We start from the raw sequence: 23,323 nt of genomic DNA, 5'->3' as shown, positions 1-23,323 counted from the left end.
TTCATCCCCCTCCGGATTCAAGTCAAGCGTATTATGTCAGTTGTATTGGAACGAACGGAAGGGCTGGCGTGCCGAAGAAGGTCGACCACCGCGAGCGCCGGGAAGCGATCGCGCGCGCGTTGTGGCGGGTGGTGGCGCAGCAAGGCTGGAACCGGGCGACCATGCGCGAGGTCGCCCGCGAGGCGGGTGCGTCCCTCGGCCAGGTGCAGCACTATTTCTCGACCCGGACCGCGATGCTCACGTTCGCGATGGAGTTCGCCGGGGAGCAGACGTCGCACCGAGTCGCCGCGGGGCTCGCCGACGTCACGCATCCTCGGGAGGTCCTGCGGGTGACGCTCGCCGAGATGCTGCCGCTGCATCCCGATGCCCGCGCCACCAGCCGGATGAGCGCCGCGTACGTCCTCGAAGCCCTGCACGACCCCGAGTTGCACGCGAAGCTGCGCGACGACCTACGCGAAAAGCGAGCGCTGGTCGAACACCTGATCCGGCAAGCCATCGCCGACGGACACATCGCCGCGGACCGCGACCCGGCCGTCGAGACGAATCTTGTCCTTGCCCTGACTGGCTTGACGCCGCTGCTCGAGCTGGACGTGATCGAATCCCGTGCCGCGCTCACGGCGATCGATCAGCACCTGGATCGGCTTTTCGCCTAGCCGTCCTCGGTCAAGCACCGCTGCACGAGCGGCCCGAACCGGTTGACCAGGACGTCGACCGATGCTGACGCGATCGGCTCGATCCGCACGACGTACCTCGCCACGGTGAGGCCCAAGAGCTGGACGTTGACCATTCCTGCCCGGAACGCGGCATCCGGGGTGTCGAGCAGGTCCGCCAGCCGCCTGGTGACTTCGCGGTCGACGTACTCGCGAATCAGGGCGTCGGCTTGGTCGTCGGCGCGGGTGAGCATCGCGCGCGGGGCGCGGCCCGAGGCGTCGAGGTTCTCCACGAGCGTCCGGACGATGCGCTCCCCCAGGCCGTCGAGCCCGCCGGCGAAGACTTCCTCGAGAGCGGGCGGGACCTGAGCGGACATCTCGATCGCGGCGGCGAAGAGACCCTGCTTGGTGCCGAAAAAGTAGAACACCATCCCGGGGTCGACGCCCGCCTCGCCCGCGACCGCGCGCACGGTGGCACCGCCGTAGCCGTGCTCGCGGAACAGCGCGCGTGCCGCGTCCAGGATCCGCTGCTTGCTCTCCGCCCCGGTTCGCCAGCGTCCGGGGCGGGCGGGGGAACTGTGTTCTGTCATGGCCCCGGCGAGTCTAGCCGAGCTTTCTTCATCGTTGGTGGAGTTTCTCGCCGACCCGCGCTAGCCTGAACTTCATCAGCGATGAAGAAACTGGGGTTGCGATGAAAGTGCTCGTGATCGGCGCAGGTCTGGGCGGGTTGACGCTCGCGCAAGGTCTGCGTCGAGCCGGGATCGAGGTCGCCGTGTATGAGCGGGATGGCGCGCTGGGACGGCCGCAAGGGGTCAGCCTGCACCTCGACGACCGGGGTATCACGGCGTTGCGCGGGTGTCTGCCTTCAGCGCAAGCCGCGATGATCGAGGCAACGATGGGCGGGCTACGCGAGCAGACCCTTTCACTGTCCGAAGTGGACGGAAGGCTCGCCGTTGTCGCCGCTCAGCCGTCCAGCGCACGACCTGGACGGCAGACACATCGTCCTTTGCTCCGCGCGGTATTGCTGACCGGCCTGGAGGACGCGGTTCGCTTCGGAGCGGAGTTCACCCGGTTCGAGCGACAACCTGACGGCACGGTTCGAGCATGGTTCGCCGACGGCAGCACGGATACGGCAGACGTCCTGGTCGGCGCGGACGGGATCGGTTCGGCGGTCCGTCGGCAGTACTTGCCACAAGCACAGGTGGTCGATTCGGGACGGCGCATGCTCATGGGTGCCACTGCTTTGCATCTGGCACCGGAATTGCCGGACCTGATCAGCGACAACCCCGCCGTCGTACGGATGCGCGACACGAAGATGGTGCTAGGCGCATTGCGGTTCGCCTCGCCCCCGGCCGTTGCGCGGCAACGGTTTCTGCCTGCCTTGCGCCACAGTGCGGCCGCCGTCGAGGACTACCTGATGTGGGCACTACCTGGCCCGGCTGACGATCTTCCTCCCGCCTTGCAGCGAATCGTCGACGAGGCTTGGCCGGAGATGACCTCCACGCTGCGCATCGGATTGATCCCGCCGATCCCCGCGTGGCCCGCCAGTCCCGTGACCGCACTCGGAGATGCCGTCCACCTGGCTCCGGGTTTCGGCGGCAACCTCGCCATGCAGGACGCGCACCGTCTCTGCGCCGCACTGATCGAGGCAGACCGCGGCCAGTTCCATCTGCTGGACGTGATCGGCGCGTACGAAGAGACGATGCGCAATTCCGTACAGGTCAAGGCGAGCGCATGAAGTTCGCGCTGCTGACCGAAAAGTCATTGTCCTTGTTCACCGCGGTAGGCGGCTGGCGCACGGTCTCCGAAGGAGTCGCGTCGCGGGTGGTCTTCCTGGTCGCCTACTTGGTGACCGGTCAGGTATCGACCGCCGCCCTGATCGCGGTCGGCGGGGTCGTGGTGTTCGCCGGAATCCGAGCGTTCACCGACCGAAAGTACTGGCAGGCAGCTGTCGGCTTGGTGATTGTGGGGGCGTCCGCGTTGCTGGCGGGGAGCACCGGTCAGGCGACCGATTTCTACCTCCCCTCCGTGCTCATGCAGGCAGCCGGAGGAGCGGTGTTCCTGCTGTCGATTTTGGTACGGCTGCCGGTGATCGGCGTGGTGCTGGGAGCAGCACGAGGACAACGGTTCAGCTGGCGACGGGACCCTTCGCAGTGGCGGCGTTATCAGCTGTGTACGGGGATCTTCTTGGCGAAGTACGTTCTTGCCACGGCGGTGTTGGTGCCGCTGTATCTGGCTGGGCAGGTGACTTCGCTCGGGATAGCCGCGACGTTGCTGGGCGGCGCGCCAGCGGTCGGGGTGTGCGGCTATCTGTGCTGGCGGTATCTGCGCGTTTGCTGAAGCGGAGGGAAGCTCACCGTGCCCGGGACGGGCGGTCCAGCAGCATCGCGCTTTGGAAGCCGCCGAAGCCGCTGCCGACCGTCAGCACCACGTCCATCCGGTGCTCGCGAGCGGTCACCGGAACGTAGTCCAGGTCGCAGTGCGGATCCGCCGAGTGCAGGTTCGCCGTCGGGGGAACCACCTGCCGCTCCAGGGCCAGCGCGCACGCCGCTATCTCCAGCGAGCCGATCGCGCCGAGGGAATGGCCGATCATCGACTTGATCGAGCTCACCGGGATCTCGTAGGCCCGTTCTCCCAGGCTCCGCTTGAACGCGGCGGTCTCGTGGCGGTCGTTCTGTTTCGTTCCCGAGCCGTGCGCGTTGACGTAGTCCACGTCCGACGGCGCGACCTTGGCGTTGTCCATCGCCACGCGGATCGCCTCCGCCATCTCGCGGCCGTCCGGTTTCAGGCCCGTCATGTGAAAAGCGTTGCTGCGGTTGGCGAATCCGAGCACGCGCGCGTATTCGCGAGCACCGCGGCGGCGGGCGGACTCCGCCTCCTCCAGCACCAGCACCGCCGATCCCTCGCCGAGCACGAAGCCGTCGCGGGTGGCGTCGAACGGCTTCGACGCGTGTTCGGCGTCGTCGTTGTTCCGGGACGTCGCGCGGATCGCGTCGAAGCACGCCGAGGTGATCGGGGACAGCGGGGCGTCCGTCGCGCCCGCGATGACGATGTCCGCCGAACCCTCCTCGATCAGCGAGACGCCGTGGCCGACCGCGTCCAGACCGGACGTGCACCCGGTCGAGATCAGCGACGTCGGGCCTTCCGCCGCCACCGCCCAGGCGACCTCCACCGCCAGCGTGCTGGGCACCATGTAGCCGTACAGGTGCGGGACGCCGTAGGTGTGGTCGACCAGCCAGCGCCGTCCGTCGTCGGACAGCACGGCGTACTCGTCCTCCAGCCCCATCGTGCAGCCGACGGCGCTGCCGACGCTCACCGCCACGCGCTCCGGATCGGCCTCCGACAGGTCGATCCCGCTGTCGGCCACCGCCTCCCGGGTGGCGACCACGGCGAACTGGGCCGCGCGGTCCATCCGCCGGATCTCGGAAGAGGACAGCCCGGCGGCCTTCGGGTCAAAGTCGACCTCGGCCGCGATCCGCGAGCGGAATCCCCCTGCGTCGAAGAGGCTGATCCCCCGGGTCGCGGTCCGGCCTGCGGTCAGCAGGTCCCAGTACCGCTCGCGGCCTACCGCGCCCGGCGAGACGACGCCGATCCCGGTGATAGTGGCCGTTCGCGTCACCGGGCACCTCCGACCGCCGGGTTCGGCTCCTCCGGGCTCGACGGCTCCTCCGTGTCGACGTGTCCGAGTTCGGGGCGCGGCGCCAGCGGCGAAAGATGGAACACCGCCTGTGCTTCCTCGGCGCCGACGTTCACCAGCCGGTGCCGCAGTCCGATCGGCACGATCAACGAATCGCCGGGGCCGAGCGGGAACACCGTGCCGTCGACCGTCATCTCCAGCGCGCCCGCGACGACGTGCACGAACTCTTCGGAGTACGGGTGGTAGTGCTCGGTGACGGCCTCTCCGGAAGCCAGCGTGAGGAAGCCGCCGAAGCCGGACGTCGTGCCGGCGGTCTTCGGGCTGAGCGTCACGCGGATCTCGCCGCCGCGACGGCGGTTCGGGACCGCGTCGGCGACGTTGACCTTGACCGCGCTCATCGCTCGCGGCCGTTCTCGGGCGTCCAGACGTAGAAGGGCTGCGCCATCGCGTCCTTCGGTTCCTTCCAGTTCGGGTCGTACGGCGAGACGAGTTCGGCGAGCTTGGCGTTGATGTCCTGGTACAGCGCGCTGCCGCGGGCGCGGTAGAGGTTCGGCGAGATGTCGTCGCCCGCCTCGACCAGGTGGAAGTACAGGTCGTGGAAAGCGAACAGCGTCCGCCGGGTCACCCCGACCATGCCGGGCAGGTCCGTGGCGTCGGATTCGGCGAAGACCGACGCGATCTCCTGCGGGTCTTCCGTCTTGAGCTTCGCGACGATCAGGGTGCGGTGCACGGATTTTCGCCTCCTTCGGACGGCGGGGTCTGGCCGGAGCCCAGATTCGGCGGCCCCGGTGGTGCGCGGCTTGATCCCGGCTGAATCCGGTCACCAGGCGATGCGCTCGCCGCGGCGCAGGAAGGCCCCGTGGGGACCGTCGGCGGGCAGGGTCGCCGCGTCCGCGATGTCCGCCGCGGCGTCCTCGGCGGTGCGCTCGGCGTTCGGCATCATCCTGGTGCGCGTCGGACCCGGGTTGACGGCATTGACCAGGACGCCGGTGTCCGCGGTCTGCGTGGCAAGGAGGGTGGTCAGCCCGTTCACCGCGGTCTTCGACAGCGAATACCCGGGGGTGCCGGGCCACAGGCCGACAGTGAACGAACCCGTGGCGCTCGACACGAACACCACCCGGCCCCAGCCGCGCCGGATCATCGGCGGCACGAACGCCTGCGCGACCCGCCAGCTTCCGATGACGTTCACCGCCAGGGTGCGCTCGACGAGGTCCAGCGGCACGTTGAGCGGGTCGCGGCCGCCGTCGAGCAGGACTCCGGCGTTGCACACCAGAATGTCCACTTCGGACAGTCCGGCGGCGGCCCGCAGCACGCTTTCCGGGTCGGCGACATCGAGTTGGCGCCATCCGGTGTCCGGGCCGATCTCGGCCGCCGTCGCCTCGGCCGCTTCGCCGTCGCGCGCGGTCACGACTACGCGGATGCCGCGGCGGGCCAGTTCGACGGCGACAGCTCGTCCGAGTCCCCGGTTGGCGCCGGTGACCAAAGCGGTGCGGTGTGCGTTCACGACGCTCCCCTCGGTTGTGGTGCGCGTGATGCTCGCCCGGCGCCCTTGACCCGCGCTGGGGAACCGGTCACTCCAGCGATCCTTCAGCACTCGGTGCGACGGTCACCGCGCCGGAGGAAACCGAGGAAAACCAAGGAGACCCACCATGCGGTTGGTGTTCACGACGTGGGCGTGGCCGACGCATCTCTACGCGCTCGTGCCGTTCGCCTGGGCGTGCCGCGCGGCGGGACACGACGTCGTCTTCGCCAGCCAGCCCGCGCTGCTCGACGAGATCGTCGGCGCCGGACTGCCCGCCGCCGCGGTCGGGTCTGACGTCGACACTGTCGGGATAGTGCGCGAATACCTTCGGCCAAGCCGCGTCGAAGGCCCGCCGAGAGCTGTCCGGATGCTGATGGCGCACGCCGAATCCATGGTGGACGATCTCACCGCTCTGGTCCGGGACTGGCGGGCGGACGTCGTCGTCCACGACCAGACGGCGCTGGCCGGTCCGCTCGCCGCCGCGGCGGGCAAGGTGCCCGCGGTGCGGCACCTGTACGGGGCCGACCTGATGAGCCGGGTGGCTCCGCAGCTCGCCGAGGTGTTCGCGCCGCTGGCGGAACGCCTTGGCGCACAAGGGTTCGACCCGTGCGGCGACCTCACCGTGGACCCGGTTCCGCCGAGCGTGCAAGGACCGGCCACGCAGCGGCGGCTGTCCGTGCGGTACGTGCCCTACAGCGGTGCCACCGTGCTGCCGGTCGACCTTCCCGACGCTCGCGAGCGGCCCCGGGTCTGCGTCACCTGGGGCCACACCATCGCGAAGGTCGACGCCGAACGGTTCCCCGTCGGCCGGATCGCTGACGCGGCAGCCGAACTCGACGTCGAGGTCGTGGTCGCCGTTTCGGCGAACCAGCGTGCGTTGCTCGGGCCGCTGCCCGAATCCGTGCGAGTGCTCGTCGACCAGCCGCTCGAAGAGATTCTGGCGCGCTGCGACCTGCTGGTCGGACACGGTGGCGCGGCCGGCATCTTGACAGCGTTGCGAGCCGGGCTGCCGATGCTGCTGGTGCCGCAGCTTCCAGACCACGCCGGACACTCGGCTCGCGTCGCTGCCCGCGGCGCGGGAACGGTGCTGGGCGTGGAGGAACTCCCTGGCGTCAAGGAGCGGATCGAACGCCTGCTGCCGGACAGCTCCGTCGAACGGCGTGAAGCTCGCGCGGTCGCCGAAGAGATGCGGGCTCAGCCCGCGCCGGCAAGCGCCGTCACGTCGCTGACGGCCTTGCTCGGCGATCGAGCAGGCGCTGAGCGAATCCTGTGAATGTTCCGGACACGGTGAGACACAAGGGGTTTCGATGACAGGAAACGAAGAACCGCTCCGGTTCCCGTTCGCAGCCGAACACCCGCTCCGGCCGCCGGCCGAATACGCGCGGTTGCGCGCCGAACGACCCGTCGCCAAGGCCACCCTCGCGAATGGACACTCCGTCTGGCTGGTGACCAAGCACGCCGACGTCCGCCGCGTGCTGGCCGATCCGCGATTCAGCCGGGAGGCCATCACCAGGCCGGACGCGCCGAGGCTGCTGCCGGTGGCCGCCGGGTCCAAATCCATCTTCGTGATGGATCCGCCGGAGCACACCCGGTTGCGCAAGCTCGTCAGCCGGGTGTTCACCACCCGGCAGCTGGAGAACCTCCGGCCGCGAGTCGCGGAACTGGCCGGCGAGATGGTCGCCCGCATGCGCGCCGAGGGGCCGGGGGCCGACCTCATCGCGCACCTCGCACAGCCCCTGCCGATCACGGTGATCTGCGAGATGCTCGGGGTGCCGCAAGAGGATCACGACCTGTTCCGCGGCTGGACCGACGTGATGCTGAGCGTCAGCGCGTCGTCGATGGACGTGGTGCGCGACGCCGCCGGGAAGCTGCGCCAGTACCTGAACGACCTGATCGAGTCGAAGCAGCGGAACCCGGCGGACGACCTGCTGACCATGCTGGTCGCCGCTCGGGACGAAGGCGACTCGCTGAGCACCGAAGAGCTGCTGGCGTTCGGCGAGACCATGCTGATGGCCGGCTACCACGCGACGACTTCGGAGATCGCGCACGGCGTGCTGACGCTGACCGAACGGCCCGGAGCGGTCCGGCGGCTGGCGGAGAACCGGGCGGAGCTGCCCGCCGCCGTCGACGAGCTGCTGCGGTACTCGCAGGCGGGCGGCGGCGTCGGCCCGATCCGGATCGCCTTGGAGGACATGGAGATCGGCGGCGTCGCGATCAAGGCGGGCGACGCGGTGCTGCCGTGCATCAACTCGGCCAACCGGGACGAGACCGTGTTCGCCGCGGCCGACGAACTCGACCTCGGCCGGGAGACGAACCCCCACCTCGCATTCGGCCACGGCATCCATCACTGCCTCGGCGCGCACCTCGGCCGGGTGGAGCTCACCGTCGCGCTCGAGACGTTGCTCGAGACGCTCGGCGAGTTCCGCCTCAGCACGGCGCACGAAGAACTGGAGTGGAAAGCCAACCGCGCGTTCACCAGGCCGGAGATCCTGCCGCTGTCGTGGTGACGGCGGGAGACCAAGGGAAGGACCGCATCACGATGACCACCACCGCTGACAAGAGGGCGCTCAGCGCCCGGCCGCTGATCGAACTGGGGACCTCTTTCTGGGCGGCGAAAACGCTGCTGACGGCCGTCGAGATCGGACTGTTCACCGAACTCGGCTCCGGCGAGGCGACCGCGGAGCAGCTGCGGAGAAAGCTCGACCTGCACCCGCGCTCGGCCGAGGATTTCCTCGACGCGCTCGTCGCCTTGAACATGCTGGAGCGCGACGGCGGGCGGTACCGCAACACGCCCGAGACGGCGTACTTCCTCGACGAGAACCGCGAAACCTACCTGGGCGGGTGGATGCGGCAGGCCAGCAAGCACCTGTTCCGGGCGTGGGGCGGGCTCACCGAAAGCCTGCGCACCGGGAAGCCCTACATCGGCTGGGACACCCAGGATTATTTCGAGCGGTTGTACGAGGACATGGACGAACGTCGCAGCTTCATCGCCGCGATGGACGCGTGGACCACGAACATCGGAAGCGAGCTGGCCGCCGGGCTCGACTGGAGCGGCTACCGGACGTTCGTCGACGTCGGAGGCGCGCGCGGGAACATGTCCGCGGCACTGGTCAAGACCCAGCAGCACCTGAGCGGCACCGTTTTCGACCGGCCGGAGCTGGCGGAGCTGTTCGAGGAACACATGCGGCTCAAGGGAACCGGCGACCGCGTCGGGTTCGTCGTCGGCGACTTCTTCGCCGAGCCGCTGCCGTCGGCCGACGTGCTGGTGTTCGGGCACATCCTGCACGACTGGGACGACAAGCAGCGCGCCGAGCTGGTGCGCCGCGCATACGAGGCGGTCAATCCCGGCGGGATGGTCGTGATCTACGACCGGATGATCGACGACGACCGCCGCAGCAACGCGGTCGGCCTGCTGGGCTGTCTCAATCTGCTCGTCGTGACTCCGGGCGGCTCGGAATACACCGTCGCCGACTGCCGTCGGTACGCGGCCGAAGCGGGCTTCGCCTCGACGTCGACGCTCCCGCTGTTCGACGGCCTCGAAACGGCGGTCGTCGCACGGAAAGCGCGGTGAGCCATGCCGTACGCAGCCATCACCTATGACATCAAGGGCGGCCACGAGGACGAGGTCGTCGAGGTCTTCAACGGCTTCCAGCGGCCGAAGTCGAGCTTCGTCCCGGGCGGCGACGGCGAGGCGGCCGGGCGGATCCTCGCCACGGCCGTCTTCATCCGGGACAGCACGCTGGTGCGGTTCATCGAATACGAAGGCGACCTGGAAGCCGTCGCCCGCTTCATGGCGGGCCAGCCGGGCGTGCGCGAGGTCGAGAAGAAGCTGGCTCCCTACTTGAACAACCCCCGGGACACCAGCACGGAGGAAGGCTTCCTGCGTACGTTCCGGGCCAGCCTGCTGCGGTCCGTCGCGCAGTTCGCGGTCCCGCGCGGCTGACTCGCCGACGAAAGAACGGGCTGGGATCTGCGGATCCCAGCCCGTTTCTTCCTGCCGGGGAACTCACGGCTTGCGGCACACGACCAGCGTGTCGTAGTCGCCGAGCGGCCGCTCGGAGAACGAGGTGAAGCCGGCCTCGGCCGCGTGCTCGCGGATCTCGCTCGCCGGGTACTCCGAGCCGCCGTCGCTGACCAGCAGCATGTCCAGGCTGATCACCAGGTTCTCGACGTGGTTCGGCTCCTCGTCGAGCATCCGGTCGTAGACGACCAGCGCGCCGCCGGGGTGGACCGCCTCGCAGGCCTTGTGCACCAGGAACTTCCGCTGGTCGCGGTCGAAATCGTGCAGCACGTGCCCGACCACGACCAGGTCGGCGGCCGGGATCGGGTCGTGGAAGAAGTTCCCTCCGTGGAACTCGACCCGGCCGGTCAGCCCGAGGTCGGCCATGTGGTCGCGGAAGAACGGAGCCATCTGCGGGAGGTCGAACACGTGTCCCGTCAGTCCCGGGTTCGCCGCGACGAGCTGGGCCGCCATGTTGCCGCGGCATCCGCCGACGTCCACCACCGTGTCGTGCCCGGACCAGTCGAACGCCTCGACGAGCTGCGGCCCGAGCACCTGGGTCAGCGCGTCCATCATCCGGATGAACTGGCCGAGCACCTGCGGATTCGAGACGACCTGCTCGTAGTCGCCGACCGCCTGCGGCTTGCCGGTGCGCAGCGCGTCGGTCAGCTTGCCCCAGGCCGGGTACAGATTGTTGTTGGCGCGGTGGAGGAATCCGCCGACGTAGCCCGCGGTGTCGCGGACCAGGTACTTGCCGGAGCCGGCGGCGTTGCGGTACTGCTCGCCTTCCTTCTCGAGCAGCCCGAGGGCGGCGAGCAGGTGCAGGAAGTCGCGGAGGCCGCGACCGTGCAGGTTCAGCCGCCGCCGGATCTCGTCCTCGGTCGCCGGCCCGTCGTTCAGGACGGTGAACAGGTCGAGCTCCACCGCCGTGAGCAACGCCTTCGCGTCGCAGAAAGCGTTGCAGAGCCTGATGATCCCCGCGGGGGTGTGCACATCCGGTGCGGTGCTCGTCATGCGCTGGACGTCCTTTCTCGGGTTCGGCTATCTCGGGGTTCGGGCGGCCGCGAGCCGGGCCCGATCGGGACGCCACGTTCGCACCGCGGGGTAGGGCCGGGCTCAAGGCCTGCTGGCGGGGGACGCGCCCGGACGGCTCTCGACTCCGGCCCCAGCACGGGCCCAGCGGCGGCGGACAGCATCGCCTCGGCTGGAAGAGACGAGCGGGAAAGGTGGCGTCCGGTGGATCAAGGGCTTCGCGGGAAACGAGTGCTGGTGACCGGGGGCACCAAAGGGATCGGGCTCGCCACTGCACTGGCGTTCGCGAACGCCGGGGCGCGGGTCCTTGCCTGCCATCGCCGAGCGGACAAGGAAGCGGAAAGCCTTGCCCGGGAACTGAAAACCCTCGGCGAGGGCCACCTCGTGGTGCAGGCCGACGTGACGAGCCGCCCGGACGTCCGGCACCTGGCCGAGGTCGTGCACGAGACCTGGGGCGGATTGGACGTCCTGGTCAACAATGTCGGCGTCGACGGCGGTGTTCCGTTCGCCGAGATCGACGACGCCGAATGGGAACGGCTGCTGGCGCACAACGTCACCGCCGCTTACCTCGTGACCCAAGGCGTTCTCGGCGAACTGACCGACGGCGCTTCGGTAGTCAATGTCGGCTCGTCGGTCGCGCTGCGCGGCCGGGTCAACGGCGTGCACTACACCGCGTCGAAGGCGGCGATCATCGGATTCACCCGCGGGCTGTGCAAGGAACTCGGCCCGCGCGGGATCCGCGTCAACACCGTGGCGCCCGGCTTGACCGAGACCGAGCCAGGAGCCGGGCTTCCGGCGCACGCGGTCGAGCGCATCGTCGGGATGACCGCGCTGGGCCGGATCTGCCAGCCCGAGGACGTCGCCGGGGCCGTGCTTTTCCTCGCGGGCGACACCTCGAGCTACATCAGCGGGGTCACGCTGAACGTCGACGGCGGGGTCTGACCGATGAGCACTTCACGGCGCGGGCTGCGGGTGGTCGTGATCGGCGGCGGGGTCGGCGGGCTCTGCCTGGCGCAGGGTCTGCGCAAGGCCGGCCTCGACGTCTCGGTGTACGAGCGGGACGACTCGGTTCGCGGCCGGAACCAGGGCTACCGCCTGCACATCAGCCCGGAGGGCGAACGCGCGCTGCGCGAATGCCTGCCGGACCGGGCGCAGGCGCTGCTGACGGCCACCGCGAACAGCCGCTACGGCTACGGAATGGCCATCTACGACGAGCACCTGAACGCTCAGCCCGGCCCGGAGATCACCGATCCGCGAGCGAACGAGGTCACCAAGGTCGATGCCGTCGACCGCGTCACCCTGCGCCGGGTGCTGCTCGCCGGTCTCGACGAGGTCGTCCACTTCGGAAAGCGCTTCACCCGGCACGAATCGCGCCCCGACGGCAAGGTCGTCGCGCATTTCGCGGACGGGACCGTCGCGACCGGGGACGTCCTCGTCGCCGCGGACGGCGGCAATTCGTTGCTGCGCCGCGCGGTCGGCGTCCGAGCCGAGCCTCGCGACCTCGGCGTCCGGACGGTCTTCGGGCGGATCCCGCTGGCGGCCGAACTCCGCCGCGCGCTGCCCGAGGTGCTGCAGGACCGGTTCACCTGGGTGATCGGCTCGGACGGGCACAAGCTCGGCCTGATGCCGATGGCCTTCCGGACGCGCCCGGCCGAAGCGGCGGCGCGGCTGTGGCCCGGCCTCGACCTCGGCGACAGCGACGACTACTTCATGTCCGTCTTTTCGATGCACCGCACCGCGACCGGGATGTCCGACGACGAGTTCCTGGCGATGGACGGCACCGCGCTGTGGGAGTTCGTCCGAGAACGCACCGCGGATTGGCATCCGGATCTGCGGACGGTGCTGCGATACGCCGATGTCGCCGAGACTTTCCCCGTCGCGGTGCGCGCGACCGCGCCGATCGAGCTGTGGGAGCCGGGAACCGTCATTCCGCTCGGGGACGCGGTGCACGCGATGCCGCCGTCGGGCGGAGTGGGCGCGAACACGGCAGTGCGAGATGCCGCGACGCTGACCCGTGCGCTGCTCCTCGCGGACCGCGCCGAGTGCTCCGTCGCGGAGGCCTCGAAGCAGTACCAGGCCGAAATGCTCGCGTACGCCACCGAAGCGACCGCGATGTCCCTGCAAGTGGCGAAGTGGTCGCTGAAGCGAATCGACTTCGACGAATCGGTGCTGGCCGGCTGAGGCGAGGACTGGAAAGGAAGGAATGCCATGGACATCGGAGTGGGATTGCCGAACACCGTGCCCGGCACGGGCGGCCGTCGGCTCGTCGATTTCGCGGTCCGCGCGGAGGAACTCGGGTTCAGCACGCTCGCCGTCCTCGACCGGCTCGTCTACGACAGCTACGACGCCGTGGTGACACTCGCCGCGGCCGCCGCGGCGACCACGCGCATCACGCTGGCTCCGACCATTTTGCTCGCTCCCTACTGGCCGAGTTCCGCGCTGCTGGCCAAGCAACTGGCCAGTGTGGACCGGATCGCCGGAGGCCGGTTGGTGGTCGGCATCGCGGCGGGCGGACGGCAGGACGACTTCGCCGCCACCGGCGTCGACTTCCACACCCGCGGCCGCTGGCTGGACACCTTGCTGGACGAAATGCGGGAGATCTGGGCGGGCCGGGGACCGGTGCCGGGAATCGGGCCGGAGCCGGTCAACGGCAAGGTCCGGCTGTGGGGCGGCGGAAACTCGCCGGCCGCGATCCCGCGTGCCGCCGCGCACGGCATCGGCTGGGTCTCCGGCGGCGGTCCGGTGCACCGGTACCCGCAGCAGGCTGAAAGCGTGCGCGCGGCCTGGGCGGAAGCCGGCCGCACGGACACGCCGAAGCTGGGTGCGCTCACCTACGTCGCGCTCGGCGAAGAGCGCAAAGCCGCGGCCGGGAAGTACCTGCGCGACTACTACTCCTACATGGGGCAGAAAGCCGAGGCACTCGCCTCTGGCGTCATCGCCGACGAAACCAGCTTGCGAGAGACAGTCAACAGCTACGCCGAAGCGGGCTGTGACGAGCTGTTGCTGTTCCCCTGCACCGACGACGTCGAGCAGCTGGAGCTATTGGCCAAGGTGTGCTTCGCCTGAGCACGGTCCGGGCGAGGTCGAGGGAAGTTCGAGGAAGGAAGACCGCATGGCTGAAATCAGAGTGCCGGTGCTCGTGGTGGGCGCCGGCCCGGTCGGTGTTTCGACCGCCCTCTTCCTCGGCCGGCACGGCGTCCGGTCGCTGCTCGTCGAGCAGCGGCCGAGCACGTCGACACTGCCCCGCGCGCCGGGCCTGCAGGCACGCACGATGGAGCTGTTCCGCGCGGCCGGAGTGCACAACGAGATCCGCGCGCTCGAGGTAGGGGATTCGCACCCGTACTTCGAGGGCGGCATCCTGCAGACCCGGACGTTCGCCGAGATCGACGACGCCGTCGTGCTCGAAGCGCCGTCGCTCGACGGACCGACGGTCAGCCCGGAGCGCGTGATGGGCTGCGGCCAGGACCGGTACGAGCGCGTGCTGGCCGGGCTGGCCCGCGACGCCGGCGCCGAGCTGCGGTTCGGCACCCGGCTGACGTCGTTCACCACTGACGAGAACGGCGTCACCGCGACCATCCGGGACCTCGCCTCGGGCGAGGAGACGACGGTCCGCTCGGACTATCTGGTGGGCGCGGACGGCGCGAGCAGCCGCACGCGGCAGGCGCTCGGCCTGAAGCGGACCGGCATCGGCACGGTCTTCAACGCGCTGAGCATCTACTTCCGCGCGCCAGAGCTGACAAAGGTCTTGAAGGACCGCAAATTCATCCTCTGCTACGCGACCGCGGCCCCGGGAACGCTGATGGGTCTCTCCCGGCTGCACGGCGCCGACCCGTGGCTCGCCGCGCCGCTGTACTACCCGGAGAAAGGCGAAACTCCCGCGGACTACCCGGACGAGCGTTGCGTCGACATCATCCGCACTGCTGCCGGGAAGTCCGACCTCGCGGTGGAGATCGTCGCGAAGGTGCCGTGGCAGGGCGCGCAGCTGGTGGCGGAATCGTTCCGCCGCGGCCGCGTCTTCCTGGCCGGCGACGCGGCGCACGTCCATCCGCCCGCCGGCGGTTTCGGGGCGAATACCGGGATCCACGACGCGCACAACCTGGCCTGGAAGCTGGCCGCGGTCCTCGACGGCCGGGCAGGCGACCCGCTGCTGGACACCTACGACGCGGAACGCCGCGGCGTCGGCGCCGCGATGGCCCGCCAGGCGATGGTGCGCAACCGGATCCGCCACGGATACGCGGACGAAGAGACGGTGGCGTCGATGGTGGACGACATCATCATCACGCTCGGCTACCGCTATCAGTCCTCGGCCATCACCGGCGGCCGGGAGGACGCACCGGTGCTGACGCCGAATCTGGAGCTCACCGGAGAGCCGGGAACGCGTGCGCCGCACCTGTGGCTGCGGCGAGACGGCAGCCGTTTGTCCACAATAGACCTTTTCTGGGGCGAGTTCGTCCTGCTGACCGGCTCGCGCAGCAGCGGCTGGTGTGAAGCAGCGGAGCGGGTGTCCAAACAGCTTTCCGTGCCGGTGCAAGCGTATGTCGTCGGTTCCGGCGGAGACCTCGTCCCAGAAGACCGGGAGTGGGCTCGCGCTTACGGGGTGACCGAAGAGGGCGCGGTCCTGGTGCGGCCGGACGCCTTCGTGACCTGGCGGTCGGAGGGCCGCGCGGGCGACCAGGACACCGCGCTGGCGGAGGCGCTGACCCGGGCGAGCGGGCTCGCGAGCGGTACCCGATGACCGCGAGCGAAAGCCGCCGGCCCGCCGAGGCGGAACCGCTCGGCCAGGCCGGCGAAGCCACCCGGTCCCGAACAGTGCCCACCGGCGCGAACGACACCGTTTCCCTGCGCCGGATGCCCGGGTGGTTCGGCGTCCTGTTCGCGACCGACACTCTGGAACGCTTCGGCTTTTACGGCATGCAGGCCACGCTCGTCCTCTACGCGTCCGCGCCGGTCGCCCGCGGCGGGCTGGGCCTGGCCACCGGGGACGCCGCCGCCTTGTTCGGCGCGTGGATCAGCGTCATGTTCCTGCTGTCGCTGCCCGGCGGCTGGCTCGGCGACCGGGTGCTCGGCCAGCGCCGCGCGCTGCTCGCCGGGTGCCTGGTCAGCGCGGCCGGCTACCTCTGCCTGGCGACCCCGAGCGGAGGGGGAGCCGTGCTCGGGCTGCTCGCGCTCGCGGTCGGCGGCGGGCTCTTCAAACCCAATCACCAGGCCATGATCAACCTGGTTTTCGGCGACCGCCGAGGCCGCGAATCCGGGATTTCGCTGATGTACGTCGGCGTTCAGCTGTCCGCGGTCGCCGCTCCGCTGGTCACCGGGTATCTCGGGGAACGCGTCAGCTGGAACGTCGGTTTCGCCGTCTGCGCGGCCCCCATGGTGCTCACCGCGGGGCTGCTCGCCGTCGCGGCCGGGCAGTTCCGGGGAATCGGCAGTCGCGCGAGCCGTTCGCTGACGGCGGTCGAGCGGGCCAAGGCGATCCGCCTGGCCGGCGCGGTACTGGCGGTACTCGCTGTGCTGGTCCTCGTGCTGTGGCTGGCCGGAAAGCTCAGCGCGACTACCGCCATCGTCGCCGCGAGCGTGCTGAGCTTCCTCCTCCCCGCGGCCGGATACGCGACGCTGTACCGGAATCCGGCTCTCGGCAGCGGGGATCGCCGGCGGCTCAAGGGTTATCTGGTGGTGCTGCTCGGCGCGACGCTCTTCTGGATGATCATCGCGCACGCGGCGTCGCTGCTGAACCTGTTCGCCCGCGACCACACCGATCTCACGGTCGCCGGCTTCGTCGTGCCCGCGAGCTGGCTGCAGGCCACGACACCGGTGTTCATCCTCGTGCTCGCACCGCTGGTCGCGGCCGTGATGCCGCGCTGGGGCGGACCGCACCAGCTCGCCGCGAAGTTCGCCGCCGGGCTGCTGCTCGTCGGCGGCGGGTTCCTCGTGATGGCGGTGGCAGCGGCGAACACCGCGAACGACGTCCGGATTTCGCCGCTCTGGCTGGTCGCGGTCTACCTGATGCACGCCTGCGGCGAGGTCGTGGTCGTGGCGGTCACCGTTTCGGCGGCGGCCGAGGTGCTGCCGCGCCAGTTCATGGGCCGGGTGCTCGGCATGCTCTGGCTATTCGCCGCGCTCGGCGGCGGGCTGGGCAGCGTTCTGGTGCGGCTCAGCGAAGTCGTGCCGGAACCGGCCTACTACGCCGCGCTCGGCGGCGCCGCGGCGCTGACCGGACTCGGGTTCCTCGCCGGCCGCCGGGCTCTCACCCGCGCGTTGTCCACCACCTAGAAGGGAGACGGCCATGCCGTTCGCTGCGATCACCTACCGGGTCAAGCCCGGGCACGACGAGGAGATAGCCGAGATCTTCGCGCGGTTCCAGCGCGTCGACACCCCGGACCTGCCCGCCGCGGACGGCGGAACGGCCGGACGGCTGCTGGGCACCGCCGTGTTCATCAAGGACGACATCATGGTCCGGGTCATCCAGTACGAGGGCGAGTTCGCCGCCGTCGGCAAGCACATGTCCGCCCAGCGCGGAGTGCACCTGATCGAGGAACAGCTCGCGCCGTATCTGGCCGAGCAGCGGGAGACCGCGAGCAAAGAAGGGTTCGCCCGGTATTTCCGCGACGCGACCATGCGCTGCGTCTCGCAGCTGTCCGTCGACACCCACCCGGCGAAGGACTGAAGCCGTGCCTGCGATCGCGTTCCTCGGCCTCGGGGCGATGGGATCGGGAATGGCCCGTGCCCTGCTCGCCGCGGGCTACGCCGTCACCGTCCACAACCGCACGTCCGCCAAGGCCGACCCGTTGCGCGACGCGGGCGGGACCGTCGCGACGTCAGCCGCGGACGCCGTGCGAGCGGCACAGACCGTGGTGCTCAGCCTTGCCGACGAGGCCGCGGTCGAACAGCTCGTCTTCGGCGAGCTGACCGGGAAATGGCGGCCGGGCACCGTGGTCGTCGACACCACGACCGTCTCGCCCGGGTTCTCGCGGGAAACCACCCGGCAGCTGGCCGAACAGAACGTGCGCCGGGTGGAAGCCTGCGTGATGGGCAATCCCGAAATGGCCGCCGCCGGCAGGCTGCGCGTCCTCACCGCGGGCGACGAGTCCGATGTGGACAAAGTGCGCGACGTGCTCGAGGCCATCGGGCAGGACGTCCGCCACCTCGGCTCGACCGGCAACGCGAGCGTGCTCAAACTCGCCTTCAACCTCCTGCTCGGCGTGCAGACGGCCGGGCTCGCCGAGGCGATCGCTTTCGTCGAGGCAATGGGCATGGACCGGAACCTGCTGCTCGACGCGTTCGACACCAGCGGCTGGCGTTCCCCAGTGCTCTCGTTCCGCGCGAACTTCATGCGCAAGCGCGAGTACCGGCCCGCGGCGTTCCGCACCGCGTTGATGCACAAGGACCTCCGGTTCGCCGCGGACGAGGCCGGCGCCCGCGGCATCGAACTGCCGCTGGTCGACTGCGCGTCGGGCCGGTTCGCCGCCGGGATCGACGCCGGCCACGGCGACGACGATGCCGCCTCGGTCGTCGAACTCTCCCGGAAAACCGGAGAGGGGCCGCCGTGAGGATCCACGCGTTGCTGAGCGCGGCGGCGCTCGTCGGCAGCGGAGTCGTCGCGGGTGTGCTGTTCGCGGTGGCGCTGAGCGTCGTGCCGGCGCTGCGGGAAATGCCCGCGGACCGGTACGTCTACACGCACCAGCTGCTCGGCCGCCGGTGGGATCCCACGATGCCGGTGATCGTGCTGTCGTCCACAGTGGTCGACATCGTCCTCGCGGTGCTCGGTGGCGACGGCACCGCGCTGTTCACGACGGCCGCGGTGCTGTTGCTGGCGGTTTCGGTGGTCTCGCACTTCTGCAACGTGCCGATCAACCGCGTGGTCAAGGCGCAGGATCCGGACGCCCTCCCCGCGCGGTGGCGCGATCCGCGACCGCTGTGGCGGCGCTGGCACCTGGCGCGCACCGTGCTGGCCTTCGCCGCCGTCGTCGTCAATGCCGCGGCCGTGGTGGTCTGGTGAACGTCCTGCCGAGGCGGAAACCGCTGTTCCAGCGGGGCTCGAGGTGATCCTCAGGCACCGCCGACAGCCTGGAAACCACCCCGAACCTGGAGAGTGCGGATGAGTACGGCTGTGGTGAGCGATCCCCCGGTGGTGACCGGCATCGGCGTCTGTGCCCCAACGGGAATCGGCGCGGAGGAGCACTGGCAGGCGGTGCTGGCCGGGAAGTCCGGCATCGGCGTGCTCGACCGGTTCGACGCCTCGTCGTACCCGGTCCGCTTCGCCGGCCAAGTGCCCCGCTTCGCCGCCGAGGACCGGGTGCCCGGGCGGGTGATCCCGCAGACCGACCGCTGGACGCACCTCGGACTCGCCGCGGCCGAGGCCGCACTCGCCGACGCCGGCGTCGATCCGTCCGCACTCCCCGAATTCGAAATGGCCGTCGTGACTTCGAGTTCGTCCGGCGGCACGGAGTTCGGGCAGCACGAGATGGAACGGCTCTACCAGAAGGGCCCGTCCTGGGTCGGCGCCTATCAGTCGATCGCCTGGTTCTACGCGGCGACCACCGGGCAGATCTCGATCCAGCACGGCATGCGCGGCCCGTGCGGCGTGGTGTGCGCCGAGCAGGCGGGCGGACTGGACGCGCTCGGCCAGGCCCGCAGGCTGACCCGGGCCGGCTCGCGAATCGTCGTCAGCGGCGGCACGGACGCTTCTCTTTGCCCGTACGGCCTTGTCGCGCAGCTGTCGAACGGTCAAATATCCACTGTGGACGATCCAACGCGCGCGTATCTCCCGTTCGACGCCGAAGCTTCTGGCTACCTGCCCGGAGAAGGCGGCGCCATCCTGATCGTGGAAAGCACCCGGAGCGCGCGCGAGAGAGGCGTGGGGGACGGTTACGGCACAATCGCCGGGTACGCCGCGGGCTTCGACCCGCCGCCGGGCTCGCCCCGCCCGCCCGCGCTGCGGCGCACCATCAAGAAAGCGCTCGCCGACGCCCGGCTCGAACCGTCCGATGTGGACGTCGTATTCGCGGACGCCGTCGGCGCGCCCGCGCAAGACCGGGCCGAGGCGGACGCGCTGGCGGAGGTTTTCGGGCCCCGCGCGGTTCCGGTCACCGCGCCGAAGACGCTGACCGGCCGGCTTTACGGCGGCGGAGCGGCGCTCGACGTCGCCACCGCGCTGCTGGCCCTGCGCGACGGGGTAGTCCCGCACACCGTCGGCCCGGCGCGCCCGGCGCCCGGCTGCGCCATCGACCTGGTGCTCGACCAGCCGCGCGATCTGCCCTTGCGCACCGCACTCGTCGTCGCCCGGGGACACGGGGGATTCACCTCCGCGCTCGTGGTGCGGCGGCCCGAGCGGACCGACGTCCGCCGAACAGAAAAGGAGATCCGATGAGCGAGTTCGATGTGGCCGCGGTGAAGGAGATCATGCGGGCGAGCGCGGGCGCCGGCGACGGCGGCGAGCTCGACGGCGACATCGCCGACGTGGAATTCACCGACCTCGGCTACGACTCGTTGGCCGTGCTGGAGCTGTGCAACCAGGTGGAGCGCCGCTACGGCATCACGCTGCCCGACGACGCCATGGCTGAAATGCCGACCCCGGCCCGGGCCGCGGAGTACATCAACCTGCTGATCGAGAAGGCGAGGATCTGACATGGCCGGGCACACCGACAACGAGATCGTGATCGACGCGCCGATCGAACTGGTCTGGCAGACGACCAACGACATCCCGGCGTGGCCGCGGCTGTTCAGCGAGTACTCCGAGGCGACTGTCCTCTCGGAACGGGACGGCACCATCACGTTCCGGCTGGCGCTGCACCCGGACGAGAACGGCGTCGTGTGGAGCTGGGTCTCCGCGCGGACCCCGGACGAGAGCACGAAAACGGTGCGCTCGCAGCGCGTCGAAACCGGGCCCTTCAAGTACATGTGGATCTACTGGGAGTACCTCGAGACCCCGGACGGCGTCCGGATGCGCTGGGTGCAGGACTTCGAGATGAAGCAGGCCGCGCCGGTCGACGACGCCGCGATGCAGGCACGGCTCAACCGCAACACTCCAGTGCAGATGCGGCTGATCAAGGAGAAGATCGAGGCGGCCGCGCGCGCGGGCAGCCGGGTCGGCTGAGGGAGACGATCGTGGGCCCGTGGCTGATCCCGCTCGTGGTGCTGGCCAACGGCCTCGCCGCGGGGGTGCTGGCCGGAACGCAGCTCGGCGGCTGGCCGCTGCTGCGGAGCTTGCCCGCGAACGAGTACGTGCGGGCACATGCGTTCTTCGCCACGCGCTACGACCCCTTCATGCCGATCTGCCTCGTGCTGACCGTGCTGGGGGACCTGGTGCTCGGCGTGTTCGCGGCCGAGGGCGTGGCCGGCGCGCTGTTCCTGACGGCGGCGGTGCTGGCGGTCGCCACGGTGGGCATCTCCCTCGTCAAGAACGTGCCGGTCAACAAATGGGTGCGAGGTCTCGATCCCGCGCACCTTCCCGGCGATTTCGCCGAGCGCGACCCGCGCCGGAACTGGGGCGGCTGGAACCGGGCGCGAACGGTGCTCTGCACGCTCGCGCTCGCGGCCAACTGCGTCGCACTCGGGCTCTTGCTGTGAGCCCGGCCAACAGAAAGGACGGCAGTGGAATGGGAGCGGAAAAACCGGCGGACGGCGCGTTCCGCGTCATGCTCCGGATGCAGATCAAGCCCGGCTCCGAAAGGGAATTCGAGCGGACCTGGCTGGAAATCGGCGACTCGGTGACGTCGCACCCCGCGAACCTCGGGCAGTGGCTCGCGCGCAGCGACGAAGAAGGCGTCTATTACATCGTCAGCGACTGGGTCGACGAGCCCCGGTTCCGCGAGTTCGAAACCAGCGACCGGCACCTGAACCATCGGCAGAAGCTGCACCCGTTCCGTTCGGGCGGCTCGATGACGACCATGCACGTCGTCGCCCACCTGCCCGGCAGCGCCGAAACCGGCCGGACCCACTCCGGCTGGGAAGCCGCCGGATGAGCGGCGGCCTGCGCGTGCTGCTCTACCACGCGACCGAAGACGTCCCCGGCATCGAAGCCGCGTATCACGAGGCGAGCGCCCGGCTGGCCGGCGTGCCCGGACTGCTCGGCAACGAGCTGCTGCACTCGACGCACGACGCGAAGGGCTTCGTGGTGGTCAGCTCGTGGCAGAGCCTCGCGGCTTTCGAGAATTGGGAACGGGGAAGCGACCACAAGGAGCAGACGGCGCCTCTGCGGCCGTACCGCGACCTTTCGCTGAGCCGCCCGTTCGGCGTCTACCGCGTCACCGCGTCCTACCAGGAGCGCTGAGGTGGAAGACGGGCGGAGATGGCGGCCTGGTCCGGGGCCCCGCGATCGGCTCCGGGTGCTCGTGCGGGCGCTGCTGACCGCGTCGAGCGTGCTCGGCGCGGCGTTCGCCGGGCAGCCCCTCGCCCCGGGGCCGCCCGAGCCCGGTGCGGGCGAGGACATCCACGACTACGAAGACAAGGGAAGCGGCGGGAAATGAGCACCACGGTGAACCGCTTGTCGGAAGTGCCCAGCGCGGCGGCGAGAGTGGACGACTGGCTGTCCTGCCCGGACTGCCGTTCGTTGTTGTACCGCAGGCGGTTCGAGCGCCTCGGCAAGGTCTGCTACGAATGCGGCGCGCACTTCCGGCTGACCGCGGCCGAGCGGATCGGCTGGCTCCTCGACGCCGGCTCGGCCGAGTTCGTCGAGCCGGGTCCCGCGGTGCACGACCCGCTCGGGTTCGCCGACCTCCGGCCGTACCCGGACCACCTGGCGCGGGCACGCGCGAAGACCGGCTGCTCCGACGCGGTACTGGTCGCGCGCGGGACCGTGCACGGCACGCCGGTCGTGATCGCGGCCATGGACTTCGCGTTTCTGGGCGGCAGTCTCGGCTCCGCCGCCGGAGAAGCCGTGACGACCGCCGCCGAGACAGCGCTCGCCGACCGCGTGCCTTTGCTGCTCGTCACCGCTTCGGGCGGAGCGCGGATGCAGGAGGGCCTGATTTCGCTGCTGCAGATGGCGAAAACGAGCAACGCCATGGCGGCGCTGGACGAAGCCGGGCTGCTGACCGTGACGCTGGTGACGGATCCGACCTTCGGCGGCGTCGCCGCGTCGTTCGCCACGCTGTCGGACCTGATCGTCGCCGAACCCGGGGCACGGATGGGATTCGCCGGGCCCCGCGTCATCGAGCAGACGATCCGGCGGCAGCTGCCCGAAGGCTTCCAGACCGCCGAATTCCTGCTGGGACACGGACTTGTCGACGACGTCCGGCCGCGCGCGGAGCTGCCGCACGTGCTGGGCGCGCTGTGCGCGGCGACCCGCCCGGCCGGCCGGTCCTGGGGACTGGACGAGACCGACCCGGTCGTCCGCGCCGCCGCCGAACTGGAACGCCAGGACGTCGGCCAGGTTCTCGAACGGGCCCGGCACGCCGACCGGCCGACCGCCCTCGACCACGCGGGCGCCTGGCTCGACGGCTTCTTCGAGCTGCCCGGCGACCGGGCGGGCGAGGACTGCGCTGCCC

At 70.1% G+C, this 23,323-nt stretch carries 29 protein-coding genes; 23 read left to right on the top strand and 6 right to left on the bottom strand.

Features of this window, described 5'->3' with window-relative positions; all coding sequences use genetic code 11:
• Positions 1-68: 68 nt before the first annotated feature.
• Positions 69-653, top strand: coding sequence for a TetR/AcrR family transcriptional regulator (locus D0D37_RS02615; RefSeq protein WP_116198879.1), 585 nt, complete (start codon positions 69-71; stop codon positions 651-653).
• Here the strand turns inward: D0D37_RS02615 and D0D37_RS02610 are convergent.
• On the bottom strand, positions 650-1,240 hold the full coding sequence (locus D0D37_RS02610) for a TetR/AcrR family transcriptional regulator (protein WP_116198878.1): 591 nt from the start codon (positions 1,238-1,240) through the stop codon (positions 650-652). The genes D0D37_RS02615 and D0D37_RS02610 overlap by 4 nt on opposite strands.
• Before the next feature lie 101 nt (positions 1,241-1,341).
• On the opposite strand from D0D37_RS02610, the gene D0D37_RS02605 reads away from it, so the two are divergent.
• Positions 1,342-2,388: an FAD-dependent oxidoreductase gene (locus tag D0D37_RS02605; RefSeq protein WP_167493482.1), complete on the top strand. Its 1,047-nt coding sequence runs from the start codon at positions 1,342-1,344 to the stop codon at positions 2,386-2,388.
• On the top strand, positions 2,385-2,990 hold the full coding sequence (locus D0D37_RS02600) for a DUF3159 domain-containing protein (RefSeq protein ID WP_116198877.1): 606 nt from the start codon (positions 2,385-2,387) through the stop codon (positions 2,988-2,990). Before D0D37_RS02605 ends, D0D37_RS02600 begins: the two co-directional genes overlap by 4 nt.
• Positions 2,991-3,003: 13 nt before the next feature.
• Here the strand turns inward: D0D37_RS02600 and D0D37_RS02595 are convergent, their stop codons facing one another.
• The 4 genes from D0D37_RS02595 to D0D37_RS02580 form a co-directional block, all read right to left on the bottom strand.
• Entirely contained in the window at positions 3,004-4,269 is a 1,266-nt protein-coding gene (locus D0D37_RS02595) for a beta-ketoacyl-[acyl-carrier-protein] synthase family protein (RefSeq protein WP_116198876.1), read from the bottom strand.
• A complete protein-coding gene (locus D0D37_RS02590) occupies positions 4,266-4,685 on the bottom strand; it encodes a cupin domain-containing protein (RefSeq protein WP_116198875.1) in 420 nt (139 codons plus the stop codon). The genes D0D37_RS02595 and D0D37_RS02590 overlap by 4 nt, the downstream gene beginning before the upstream one ends.
• Positions 4,682-5,017: a TcmI family type II polyketide cyclase gene (locus D0D37_RS02585; protein WP_116198874.1), complete on the bottom strand. Its 336-nt coding sequence runs from the start codon at positions 5,015-5,017 to the stop codon at positions 4,682-4,684. The genes D0D37_RS02590 and D0D37_RS02585 overlap by 4 nt, the downstream gene beginning before the upstream one ends.
• 90 nt (positions 5,018-5,107) lie before the next feature.
• A complete protein-coding gene (locus D0D37_RS02580; RefSeq protein ID WP_116198873.1) occupies positions 5,108-5,791 on the bottom strand; it encodes an SDR family NAD(P)-dependent oxidoreductase in 684 nt (227 codons plus the stop codon).
• 145 nt (positions 5,792-5,936) lie between these two features.
• Between D0D37_RS02580 and D0D37_RS02575 the strand changes: the two genes are divergently transcribed.
• Genes D0D37_RS02575 through D0D37_RS02560 form a run of 4 tightly spaced genes read left to right on the top strand, consistent with a single transcriptional unit; the run spans position 5,937 to position 9,752 of the window.
• Entirely contained in the window at positions 5,937-7,082 is a 1,146-nt protein-coding gene (locus D0D37_RS02575; RefSeq protein WP_116198872.1) for a nucleotide disphospho-sugar-binding domain-containing protein, read from the top strand.
• A 34-nt stretch (positions 7,083-7,116) separates the two neighbouring features.
• Complete coding sequence (locus D0D37_RS02570; protein WP_116198871.1) at positions 7,117-8,316, top strand: cytochrome P450; 1,200 nt, start codon at positions 7,117-7,119, stop codon at positions 8,314-8,316.
• A 32-nt stretch (positions 8,317-8,348) separates the two neighbouring features.
• Positions 8,349-9,380 carry a methyltransferase gene (locus D0D37_RS02565; RefSeq protein ID WP_162834049.1) on the top strand — a complete coding sequence of 344 codons (1,032 nt, stop codon included), beginning with the start codon at positions 8,349-8,351 and terminating at the stop codon, positions 9,378-9,380.
• A 3-nt stretch (positions 9,381-9,383) separates the two neighbouring features.
• Positions 9,384-9,752, top strand: coding sequence for a SchA/CurD-like domain-containing protein (locus D0D37_RS02560; RefSeq protein ID WP_116198869.1), 369 nt, complete (start codon positions 9,384-9,386; stop codon positions 9,750-9,752).
• 63 nt (positions 9,753-9,815) lie between these two features.
• On the opposite strand, the gene D0D37_RS02555 is transcribed toward D0D37_RS02560, so the two are convergent.
• Complete coding sequence (locus D0D37_RS02555) at positions 9,816-10,823, bottom strand: methyltransferase (protein ID WP_116198868.1); 1,008 nt, start codon at positions 10,821-10,823, stop codon at positions 9,816-9,818.
• Positions 10,824-11,045: 222 nt separating this feature from the next.
• On the opposite strand from D0D37_RS02555, the gene D0D37_RS02550 reads away from it, so the two are divergent.
• The 16 genes from D0D37_RS02550 to accD all read left to right on the top strand — a co-directional run.
• A complete protein-coding gene (locus tag D0D37_RS02550; RefSeq protein WP_116198867.1) occupies positions 11,046-11,783 on the top strand; it encodes an SDR family NAD(P)-dependent oxidoreductase in 738 nt (245 codons plus the stop codon).
• A 3-nt stretch (positions 11,784-11,786) separates the two neighbouring features.
• Positions 11,787-13,022, top strand: coding sequence for an FAD-dependent oxidoreductase (locus D0D37_RS02545; protein WP_116198866.1), 1,236 nt, complete (start codon positions 11,787-11,789; stop codon positions 13,020-13,022).
• A gap of 27 nt (positions 13,023-13,049) precedes the next feature.
• Entirely contained in the window at positions 13,050-13,907 is an 858-nt protein-coding gene (locus D0D37_RS02540) for an LLM class flavin-dependent oxidoreductase (RefSeq protein ID WP_116198865.1), read from the top strand.
• Between the two features lie 46 nt (positions 13,908-13,953).
• Positions 13,954-15,576, top strand: coding sequence for an FAD-dependent monooxygenase (locus tag D0D37_RS02535; protein WP_116198864.1), 1,623 nt, complete (start codon positions 13,954-13,956; stop codon positions 15,574-15,576).
• Positions 15,573-17,108: a peptide MFS transporter gene (locus tag D0D37_RS02530; protein ID WP_116198863.1), complete on the top strand. Its 1,536-nt coding sequence runs from the start codon at positions 15,573-15,575 to the stop codon at positions 17,106-17,108. Before D0D37_RS02535 ends, D0D37_RS02530 begins: the two co-directional genes overlap by 4 nt.
• A 13-nt stretch (positions 17,109-17,121) precedes the next feature.
• Complete coding sequence (locus tag D0D37_RS02525; protein ID WP_116198862.1) at positions 17,122-17,502, top strand: SchA/CurD-like domain-containing protein; 381 nt, start codon at positions 17,122-17,124, stop codon at positions 17,500-17,502.
• A 4-nt stretch (positions 17,503-17,506) separates the two neighbouring features.
• Positions 17,507-18,385 carry an NAD(P)-dependent oxidoreductase gene (locus tag D0D37_RS02520; protein WP_208719763.1) on the top strand — a complete coding sequence of 293 codons (879 nt, stop codon included), beginning with the start codon at positions 17,507-17,509 and terminating at the stop codon, positions 18,383-18,385.
• Positions 18,382-18,834 carry an anthrone oxygenase family protein gene (locus tag D0D37_RS02515; RefSeq protein ID WP_244223351.1) on the top strand — a complete coding sequence of 151 codons (453 nt, stop codon included), beginning with the start codon at positions 18,382-18,384 and terminating at the stop codon, positions 18,832-18,834. The genes D0D37_RS02520 and D0D37_RS02515 overlap by 4 nt, the downstream gene beginning before the upstream one ends.
• 99 nt (positions 18,835-18,933) lie before the next feature.
• Positions 18,934-20,205: a ketosynthase chain-length factor gene (locus D0D37_RS02510; protein WP_116198861.1), complete on the top strand. Its 1,272-nt coding sequence runs from the start codon at positions 18,934-18,936 to the stop codon at positions 20,203-20,205.
• On the top strand, positions 20,202-20,462 hold the full coding sequence (locus D0D37_RS02505; RefSeq protein ID WP_116198860.1) for an acyl carrier protein: 261 nt from the start codon (positions 20,202-20,204) through the stop codon (positions 20,460-20,462). The genes D0D37_RS02510 and D0D37_RS02505 overlap by 4 nt, the downstream gene beginning before the upstream one ends.
• 1 nt (position 20,463) lies before the next feature.
• Complete coding sequence (locus D0D37_RS02500) at positions 20,464-20,931, top strand: SRPBCC family protein (RefSeq protein WP_116198859.1); 468 nt, start codon at positions 20,464-20,466, stop codon at positions 20,929-20,931.
• Positions 20,932-20,942: 11 nt separating this feature from the next.
• On the top strand, positions 20,943-21,404 hold the full coding sequence (locus D0D37_RS02495; protein ID WP_116198858.1) for an anthrone oxygenase family protein: 462 nt from the start codon (positions 20,943-20,945) through the stop codon (positions 21,402-21,404).
• 29 nt (positions 21,405-21,433) lie between these two features.
• Complete coding sequence (locus D0D37_RS02490; protein ID WP_116198857.1) at positions 21,434-21,799, top strand: antibiotic biosynthesis monooxygenase family protein; 366 nt, start codon at positions 21,434-21,436, stop codon at positions 21,797-21,799.
• Positions 21,796-22,107: an antibiotic biosynthesis monooxygenase family protein gene (locus D0D37_RS02485; RefSeq protein ID WP_116198856.1), complete on the top strand. Its 312-nt coding sequence runs from the start codon at positions 21,796-21,798 to the stop codon at positions 22,105-22,107. The genes D0D37_RS02490 and D0D37_RS02485 overlap by 4 nt, the downstream gene beginning before the upstream one ends.
• Position 22,108: 1 nt before the next feature.
• The gene (locus tag D0D37_RS02480; protein ID WP_116198855.1) at positions 22,109-22,303 is read left to right on the top strand and encodes a hypothetical protein; all 195 of its coding nucleotides are present in this window, start codon (positions 22,109-22,111) and stop codon (positions 22,301-22,303) included.
• On the top strand, positions 22,300-23,323 hold a 1,024-nt coding region (accD, locus tag D0D37_RS02475; RefSeq protein ID WP_116198854.1), incomplete at its 3' end, for an acetyl-CoA carboxylase, carboxyltransferase subunit beta. The genes D0D37_RS02480 and accD, both read left to right, overlap by 4 nt.

The organism is Amycolatopsis circi (genome assembly GCF_003385235.1).
GTDB classification, from domain to species: domain Bacteria; phylum Actinomycetota; class Actinomycetes; order Mycobacteriales; family Pseudonocardiaceae; genus Amycolatopsis; species Amycolatopsis circi.
This window is presented reverse-complemented; position numbering and strand designations above follow the sequence as displayed.